Here is an 8,334-nt window from a genome sequence, read left to right on the forward strand (position 1 = left end):
GTCAGTGCGGCACAGCGGCTTGACCCGTCGGGACGGCACCCGATGAGCGGCCTGGCTTCCCGGCTGCCGAGATGGCGCAGGCGGCCCACGGTGGAGGAACCCGCTTCCGGTTCCGGTCTTCCGGCTCCTGACGGCCCGCGCACAGTGGTCGAGGAGCTCGGCCCGGACACCGGTGCGGGCGGCGCGGGCGGATTCCTGCTGCGCTCGTCCGCCGACCGCCGTACGTCCGTACGCGACCTGGCCCGCCGCCTGCCCCTCGACGGGGACCGGCCGGTGATCGTCGTGGACGTCGCGGGAGACGCGGCGCACAACCTCGGGGAGGCGCTGGGCGGCCTGCTCGCCCGGCTCCGCGCCGAACACCGCCCCGCCACGCGCCTCGTGATGTCCGGTGCCGCCGCGCCCAAGCCCGACGGACTGGCGCCCCTGGCCCAACGGCTGGCCGACGCGTGGGACCTGGAGATCGAGGCGCCCGACGCGGCGGCCGTCCTGGTGCCCGGCGGCGGGTTGTACGTCTGTGCGCCGACGACCCCTGCCGGCGGCTGGTGGCGGTTCGCCCCGGGCACGGAGCCCGTGGCGCTGGGCGCCCGCGTCCCGGCGCCCCACTGGCAGCGCGCCCTGGCCCGGGTCCCGCTCGGCGACCTGGGGGCCTGCGCGGTGCACCAGATACCGGCGGGCCTGCTGCTGACCCGTGCCGGGGCCGCCGTGCCGGGCCCCGGCCACGCGGCGTTCGCCCTCGCCGTCCACCCGGAACGGCTGACCGTGCTGGTGGCCGGAGCCGGCGCCCGGCCCGACATCGCGGAGGACCTGGCCACCCTGCTCGCCCGGCTGCCCGCCCGACTGCGGGACCGGGTGCGGCTCGCACCGGCCGGCGGAGAGGACCTGCTGCCCGTCGCCCAGCGAACGGCGGACCTGCTCGGCACGGAGGTGGAGGTCTGCACGGGCGTGCCCCTCCCCGCACCGGCCGCCTCGTCCGGCGCCCACGAGGAGCAGATCCGGCTGAACGCGGCGGACGGCACGTCCGCCTGGCCCGCACTGCTCACGTCGGTGCGGTGCGTCCCGGCCGAGCCGGACGCCCCCGGCCGGGCACCGCGCCCCGTGCACTGGCTGTTGCCCGACACCGTGGGCGAGCCCGATGCGCGTCCCGCCGTCCGACGCCTGGGAGAGGGGCGGTACGTGGTCGCGGTCCGGGCGGGCCTGTGGGTGGGGAGCACCCCGACTGCCCCGGCAGCGGTCCTGGAGCGGGCGGCCGAGGCACGGGCGGCGCGGATCGACGTGGGCGACGCCGGCACGGACGACGGAGAGCGGAACGCGCTCCTCGACGCGCTCTCGGCCCTGCTGCCCGGACTGGACGAGCAGGTACGCGAACACGCCGAGGTGTCCGCGCCGGCCGGTGCGGACCGGGACACGGTGAACGCGCTGCGCCGCTTCGCGATCCGCCACGGACTGGCGTTCGCCGGGGCGCCGGCGGAGGCCGCGCCGCTGCCCCGGTCCGAGGCGCCGGAGCCGGACGCCTCGGCGCAGGAGCCCGCGACCGGCCCGGCCCCCGAGGTCGGCCCGGCCCCCGAAACCGCCACAACCTCCGAGGCCACGCCCGTCCCGTCACCCGCCCCGGCCACCGAGCCCCGGCCCACACCGCCCCCCGGGACCGCCCCGACCACCCAGGCCCCCGGGACCACGCCCGCCCCGTCGCCCACCCCCACCACCGAGCCCGGGACCGCGCCGGCGACCACGGCACCCGCGCCGGCACCCGGGCAGCCCGCGCCCACCGTCGTCCCGCCTCCGGCCCGCGCCGCCCGCCCGGCCACCAGCAGCCGCCCCAGCACCGAGTCGGCGCTCGGCGTTCCGCCGGAGGCGGACCCGGGCGCCCCCGTCGAGGGGGCGGAGGCACGGGCAGCCGCCGCCGGACCGGCCCCGGTCCCCCGGGCGGCCCCGCGCCCGCCACGTCGGGGCGCGTCGGCCTCGGCCACCGGGTTCAGCAGCGGCGCCGACCGGGCCGCCTTCCGGGAGCTGGCGGCGGCGGTCTGGGCGGACTGCACGGGCCCGGTCAACCGGACGATGGTCCGGCTCCCCGCGCTCCGGGGCCCCGAGGAGGAGCAGGCCCGGGTCGACCTCGTCGCCGTACAGCTGTACCTGGCGTCACCGCCCGACGGACGGTTCGGAGCCCTGGCGCTCGCGGCCGAAGCGGGCGGCGAGGGAGGCGAACTGGCGCCGTACGCCGCCTGCCTCGCCTCCGGGCTCCGCAGACTGCCGGCACTCCGGGGGACGCTGATGCGCGCTGTTCCCGGGCCCGGCATCCCGGACGAGGCCGTGGTGGGAGCCGTGCTGCGGTGCGACGCCCCCCTCGACGTCGTACACGTGGAGCAGAAGGGCGCCCCGTCGCCGCCGCCGGAACAGGTTCGCTACGTGATCCGGCCGATGACCGCACGTCGTACGTCGATGCTGGCGGCCCCGGGCGCCCCCGCCGTGACGGCGTTGTTCGCGGCGGGCACGGAGTTCACTGTGCTGGCCCGGCACGAGGCCGCCGGGGAGCGCCCGGCGCGCGTTCTGCTGGCCGAAGTACCGGAGGGTGCCACGCAGTTCAGGTCGCCGCCGCCCGAGGTCGTCGCCCGGCTCGACGAGGCGGCCGGCCTGATCGAGGGCAGCTCCGGGAGCGGCTGGCCCGCTCGCTGCACCGGTCCCTTCCCGCGCCGCGTCTGACCCGGTGCACCCCTTCACCCCCCGTCCTGCTCCGTCTGAGAGGCATGTCATGGCAACCAGCGAGTCAGCCGCCGCCCGCGCGGTGGCCGTCCACGCCCCGGCCGAGGATCCGGCGTCCGGGCTGTTCCCCGAGAAGAAGCCGCCGGCCACCGCGAAGCCCGAGAACGCGGTCACGCCACAGCCCGCACCGGCCCACGCCCCCGAGACGGAGAGCGGAGCGGAGGGCGAACCGGAACCCGGACAGCAGGCCAAGACCGAGCGCGAAGCGGAACCCGGACAGCAGGCCGAAGCCGAACGCGAACCGGAACCCGGACAGCCCCAGCCCGCACCCGAAGCCGCACCGGAAACCCCGCAGGCCCGGGCCGAACCGGAAGCCGCTCGACGCACCGCACCCGAAGCCCGGACGGAGACAGAGGAGGAGACGGCCCCCGCACGCCCGGCCGCCACCGCGCCCGGCCGCCCCGGAAAGCCCCTGGTCGCCGCGGCTGTGGCCGGGGGTGTGATCCTGATCGGCGCCACCCTCCTGATCTCCGGCCTGTCCGGCTCGGACGACGACCCCGCACCGGCCTCCGCCGCGGCCCCGGCCGGCAGCCGGATGGGCCCGGACGCCGCGGGCCCGGGTTTCGTACCCGGCCGGCAGAACGCACCCGACGACGACACCGGGCAGACGCCCCGCACGGGCAGGGCGGCGGGCTCGAAGCCGGACGCCAGGAACGGCGGCACCGCGAAGAGCGGCGGAGTGCATGAGGCCGGCGCCCCCGACGAGAAGACCGTCGGCCACCGGGCCGGGGAGCCCGACGCGAAGGCGCAGGGCACCCCGGAGAAGACCCGCGAGCCCTCGAAGTCCGAAGCGGTGGACGGCCAGGAAAGCACCGGGAAGCAGCCGGCCGGCGCCCCCGCCAAGGACAGCGCCCGGGTGGCCCCCGTCACGTACAGCCACTTCATCGGCCCCGGCTGCGACACCCCCGGCTTCGCCACGTCCGACCGGTGGCGGGACAGCAACGAGGGCTGGCGCGGGAGCGGCGGCAGCCAGACCTCGTACGGCTGCAGCGGCTTCTACTACAGCCTGCCCATGTCCGGCAGTTCCACGAAGACGACCGACTGGGCGCAGTGGAAGTTTCCCACCGGAGGGGTGACGAAGGGCAGTTGCCAGGTGTCGGTGTTCATCCCGAACGTCAGGGATGTCAGTTACGTGGGCGGCAGCCCCGCCCACTACACGGTGCACCGGTATTTCGAGGCCAAGTCGAGCACCGTGATCGACACCTTCGAGATCAACCAGACCTCACATCTGGGCCAGTGGGTGAACGCGGGCACGTTCCCGGTGAGCACCGGCAAGATATCGATCGTGCTCGACAACCGGGGCAGCGGCGCGAACAACCGGCACGCCGCCGCGGCCCCGATCAAGGTGAACTGCACCGCGTCCTAGTCGGACCGTCGGCCGGGTGCGACGGACAAACTCCGACGCACCCGGGCGGCTTTCAGACCCGGCGGCGACCGGCCATCAACGCGGTGTACACCACGAGCGAGGCCGCGAGACCCACCGCCCATCCGTAGTCGGCGAGCGGCTTCAGGAACGGGATGACGCCGTCCGAGGGGAACGGGCCCTCCCCCGGCTTCGAGTGCGAGCCGCCGACGGCCAGCACCCCGCCGATCGCGAACGCGGTGACGGCCCGCCAGTTCCAGCCGCCCGTGTACCAGTAGCGTCCGCCGGGCCGGTAGAGGTCGGCGAGGTCGAGCACGGTGCGGCGGACGATCCAGTAGTCCGCGATCAGGATGCCCGCCACCGTGCCGAGCAGCCCGCCGACGAGGCCGAGCCAGGTGAAGATGTACAGCTCGGGGGTCTCGGTGAGCTTCCACGGCATGATCACGACGCCGAGGACCCCGGTGATCAGCGCCCCGGTACGGAAGCTGATGAACTTCGGCGCGAGGTTCGCCAGGTCGTACGCCGGTGAGACGACGTTCGCCGCGATGTTGACGGAGATGGTCGCGACCAGCACGGTCACCAGGGCGTAGAGGAGTCCGAAGACGTTGTCGGTGTGGGCGACGAGCTCCACCGGGTCCCAGATGGCCTTGCCGTAGACGGCCTGGGAGCCGGAGGTGACGAGGACCGAGAGCAGCGCGAACAGGGTCATCGTGGTGGGCAGTCCGAGCGACTGGCCCCGGATCTGGGCCCGTTGGCCGGCGCCGAAGCGGGTGAAGTCCGGAATGTTGAGGGAGAGCGTGGCCCAGAAGGCGATCATGCCCATCAGGGACGGGAAGAAGACGGGCCAGAAGTCCTTTCCCCAGCCCAGCTTCGACGGCTGGTCGAGGAGCGGCCCGAAGCCGCCCGCCTTGACCGCGATCCACACCAGCAGCACCAGCGCGCCGACGATGACGAACGGTGCCGCCCAGTTCTCGAACCGGCGCAGCGCGTCCATCCCCCGGTAGATGATGGCGAGTTCGAGCGCCCAGAAGAGCACGAAGCAGAGCCAGAGCGTCCAGGGCTGCCCGCCGATCTCGGACGCCTCGGCCCAGCCGCCGAAGACCTTGCCCAGCAGCGTGAAGATGCCGACGCCGCCGATCCAGGTCTGGATGCCGAACCAGGCACAGGCGACCGCCGCCCGGATCAGGGCCGGGAGGTTGGCGCCGCGCAGCCCGAACGACGCCCGCGCCAGCACCGGGAAGGGGATGCCGTACTTGGGCCCGGCGTGGCCGGTGAGCAGCATGGGGCCGAGCACGATCAGGTTGGCGAGCGCGATGGTGAGGACGGCCTGCTTCCAGTCCATGCCGAGGGCGACGAGACCGGAGGCGAGCAGCCAGGACGGGATGTTGTGGGCCATGCCGACCCAGAGGGCGGTGAAGTTGTACGTGGTCCAGACGCGCCGCTCCAGCGGGACGGGCAGCAGGTCCGCGTTGACGAAGCGGTTGTCGTCGGGGACGTCGCCGGCGGCGAGTTCGACGCGGCCGGCGGGGGAGGCGGGTATGGGTTCCGGTGCGGGAGACGGGGGTGGGGGTGCGGTCGATGTCATGGCGGCTGGACCCTTCGCTCGGGGCGGTGCCGTGCGGGGCGGGGCGCGGGGGGGTTCGCGTACGACCGGGGGTGCGGGCGGTCAGCCGGTGAGGGCGGGGATGATGTCGGAGCCGTAGGCGTCGATGGTGGCTTCGCGGGCGTCGTGCATGTTGTACACCGCGAACTGGTCGACGCCCAGTCCCTTGAGGTGTCTCAGCTTCTCGATGTGGGCGTCGGCCGGGCCGAGCAGGCAGAAGCGGTCGACGATGGCGTCGGGGACGAACGCGGTGTCGGGGTTGTCGGCGCGGCCGTGGTGGCTGTAGTCGTAGCCCTGCCGGTCCTTGATGTACGCGGTGAGCTCGTCCGGGACGAGGCCGGAGTGCTCGCCGTACTTGGCGACGAGGTCGGCGACGTGGTTGCCGACCATCCCGCCGAACCAGCGGCACTGGTCCCGGGCGTGGGCCAGGGCCTCGGGCGAGTCGTCGGCGGTGACGTAGGCGGGGGCGGCGACGCAGATGGTGACGGAGTCCGGGTCGCGTCCGGCCCCGGCCGCCGCCTCCCGTACCGCCTTGATCATCCACTCGGTGAGGTAGGGGTCCGCGAGCTGGAGGATGAAGCCGTCGGCCTTCTGCCCGGCGAGCGCGAGGGCCTTGGGGCCGTAGGCGGCCATCCAGACGGGGAGCTTGCCGTTCTTGATCCAGGGGATCCGCACCGGCTGCCCGCCGATGTCCGCCTCGCGGCCCTCGGCGAGGTCGCGGATGACGTCGATGGCCTCGCCGAGGCGGGCCAGGGTGTTGGGGCTGCGTCCGGCGACGCGCATGGCGGAGTCGCCCCGGCCGATCCCGCACACGGTCCGGTTGCCGTACATGTCGTTGAGGGTGGCGAAGGTGGAGGCGGTGACCTCCCAGGTGCGGGTGCCCGGGTTGGTGACCATGGGGCCGACGACGAGGCGGTCGGTGTGTTCGAGGATCCTGCTGTAGATGACGAAGGGCTCCTGCCACAGCACCGCCGAGTCGAAGGTCCAGCCGTAGCGGAAGCCGTTGCGTTCGGCGCGGCGCATCAGGCCGACGACGGCCGATGCGGGCGGGTCCGTCTGGAGGACGAGTCCGAAGTCCATTCCCGTTGCTCCTAGTTGAGGTACTGACAGGTGGCGCGGGGGGTGTAGATGCCGTGACCGGCCCGGCCGGTGTACATGCGGTGGTCGATGACGACCTCGCCGCGCGAGAGCACGGTCTCGACCCGGCCGGTGAGCCGCTTCCCCTCGTACGCCGAGTAGTCGACGTTCATGTGGTGGGTGGCGGCGGACACGGTCTGCTCGGCCGCCGGGTCGTAGACGACGATGTCGGCGTCCGCACCGGGCGCGATCGTGCCCTTCTTCGGGTAGAGGCCGAACATCCGGGCCGGGGAGGCGCAGGCGATCTCGATCCAGCGGCGGCGCGAGATGTGGCCGTCGACGACCGCCTGGTGCAGCAGGTCCATGCGGTTCTCGACGCCCGGCATGCCGTTGGGGATCTTCGAGAAGTCGCCGCGGCCCCTCTCCTTCTGCCCGGAGAAGCAGAAGGGGCAGTGGTCGGTGGAGACGACCTGGAGTTCGTTGTTGCGCAGCCCGCGCCACAGGACCTCCTGGTGCTCCCGGGGCCGCAGCGGGGTGGAGCAGACGTACTTGGCGCCCTCGAAGTCCGGTTCGGCGAGGTTGTCGGTGGACAGGAAGAGGTACTGCGGACAGGTCTCGCCGAAGACGGGCTGCCCCTGGTGGCGGGCGGCGGCGATCTCGGCGACGGCCTCGTCGGCGGAGACGTGCACGACGTACAGCGGCGAGCCGGCGACGCGGGCGAGCTGGATCGCCCGGTGCGTGGCCTCCGCCTCCAGCGCCACCTTCCGTACGTCCCCGTGGTGGCGGGGGTCGGTGCGGCCGGCGGCGAGGGCCTGCTCGACGAGGACGTCGATGGCGATGCCGTTCTCCGCGTGCATCATGATCAGGCCGCCGTTGGACTCGGCCCGCTGCATGGCGCGCAGGATCTGCCCGTCGTCGCTGTAGAAGACACCGGGGTAGGCCATGAAGAGCTTGAACGAGGTGATGCCCTCCCCCACCAGGAGGTCCATCTCCTTGAGCGAGGACTCGTTCACGTCCGCGAGGATCATGTGGAAGGCGTAGTCGATGGCGCAGTTGCCGTCCGCCTTGGCGTACCAGGTGTCGAGCCCTTCGCGCAGGGAGCGCCCGACGGACTGGATGGCGAAGTCGACGATGGTGGTGGTGCCGCCCCAGGCCGCGGCGCGGGTGCCGGTCTCGAAGGTGTCGGCGGCGTAGGTGCCGCCGAACGGCATCTCCATGTGGGTGTGCGCGTCGACGCCGCCCGGGATGACGTACTTGCCGGTGGCGTCGATGGGCCGGGCGTCGGCCCAGCCGGCCGCCTCGTCGCTGTCGTGGGCGGCGAGCGCGACGATCCGGCCGCCGTCGACGAGGACGTCCGCGTGCATCTCGTCCGACGCGGTGACGACCAGGCCACCGCGGATGACGGTACGGCTCATGGGTACCCCTCCTCGTGGTGCTGCGGGTGTGTGTCGTTGCGGACGGTCGCCGGGGAGACCCCCAGCTTGTGCCGCTCCGTGAGCGCCTTGGAGCCGACGGGCTCCTCGTTCCCGACGTA

At 73.7% G+C, this 8,334-nt stretch carries 5 protein-coding genes; 2 read left to right on the top strand and 3 right to left on the bottom strand.

What is annotated here, in order from left to right; genetic code table 11:
- The first annotated feature begins 42 nt into the window (after positions 1-42).
- Complete coding sequence (locus ABZ564_RS20585) at positions 43-2,697, top strand: hypothetical protein (RefSeq protein ID WP_360858233.1); 2,655 nt, start codon at positions 43-45, stop codon at positions 2,695-2,697.
- 49 nt (positions 2,698-2,746) lie between these two features.
- Positions 2,747-4,123 (top strand): hypothetical protein, encoded by a 1,377-nt coding sequence (locus tag ABZ564_RS20590; protein WP_360858236.1) that lies wholly within the window; start codon positions 2,747-2,749, stop codon positions 4,121-4,123.
- A 52-nt stretch (positions 4,124-4,175) separates the two neighbouring features.
- Here the strand turns inward: ABZ564_RS20590 and ABZ564_RS20595 are convergent, their stop codons facing one another.
- The 3 genes from ABZ564_RS20595 to hydA form a co-directional block, all read right to left on the bottom strand.
- Positions 4,176-5,705 carry an NCS1 family nucleobase:cation symporter-1 gene (locus ABZ564_RS20595; protein WP_360858239.1) on the bottom strand — a complete coding sequence of 510 codons (1,530 nt, stop codon included), beginning with the start codon at positions 5,703-5,705 and terminating at the stop codon, positions 4,176-4,178.
- A gap of 81 nt (positions 5,706-5,786) precedes the next feature.
- Positions 5,787-6,803, bottom strand: coding sequence for a TIGR03842 family LLM class F420-dependent oxidoreductase (locus ABZ564_RS20600; protein ID WP_360858241.1), 1,017 nt, complete (start codon positions 6,801-6,803; stop codon positions 5,787-5,789).
- 11 nt (positions 6,804-6,814) lie between these two features.
- Positions 6,815-8,215: a dihydropyrimidinase gene (hydA, locus tag ABZ564_RS20605; RefSeq protein WP_360858244.1), complete on the bottom strand. Its 1,401-nt coding sequence runs from the start codon at positions 8,213-8,215 to the stop codon at positions 6,815-6,817.
- Positions 8,216-8,334 lie beyond the last annotated feature (119 nt).

This window comes from Streptomyces sp. NPDC019224 (genome assembly GCF_040632605.1).
Lineage (GTDB): Bacteria > Actinomycetota > Actinomycetes > Streptomycetales > Streptomycetaceae > Streptomyces.

What these genes read in the sequence shown, in the direction of transcription:
- ABZ564_RS20585 (WP_360858233.1), top strand. Translation starts at nt 43, where the DNA reads ATGAGCGGCCTGGCTTCCCGGCTGCCGAGATGGCGCAGGCGGCCCACG.
- ABZ564_RS20590 (WP_360858236.1), top strand. Translation starts at nt 2,747, where the DNA reads ATGGCAACCAGCGAGTCAGCCGCCGCCCGCGCGGTGGCCGTCCACGCC.
- ABZ564_RS20595 (WP_360858239.1), bottom strand. Translation starts at nt 5,705, where the DNA reads ATGACATCGACCGCACCCCCACCCCCGTCTCCCGCACCGGAACCCATA.
- ABZ564_RS20600 (WP_360858241.1), bottom strand. Translation starts at nt 6,803, where the DNA reads ATGGACTTCGGACTCGTCCTCCAGACGGACCCGCCCGCATCGGCCGTC.
- hydA (WP_360858244.1), bottom strand. Translation starts at nt 8,215, where the DNA reads ATGAGCCGTACCGTCATCCGCGGTGGCCTGGTCGTCACCGCGTCGGAC.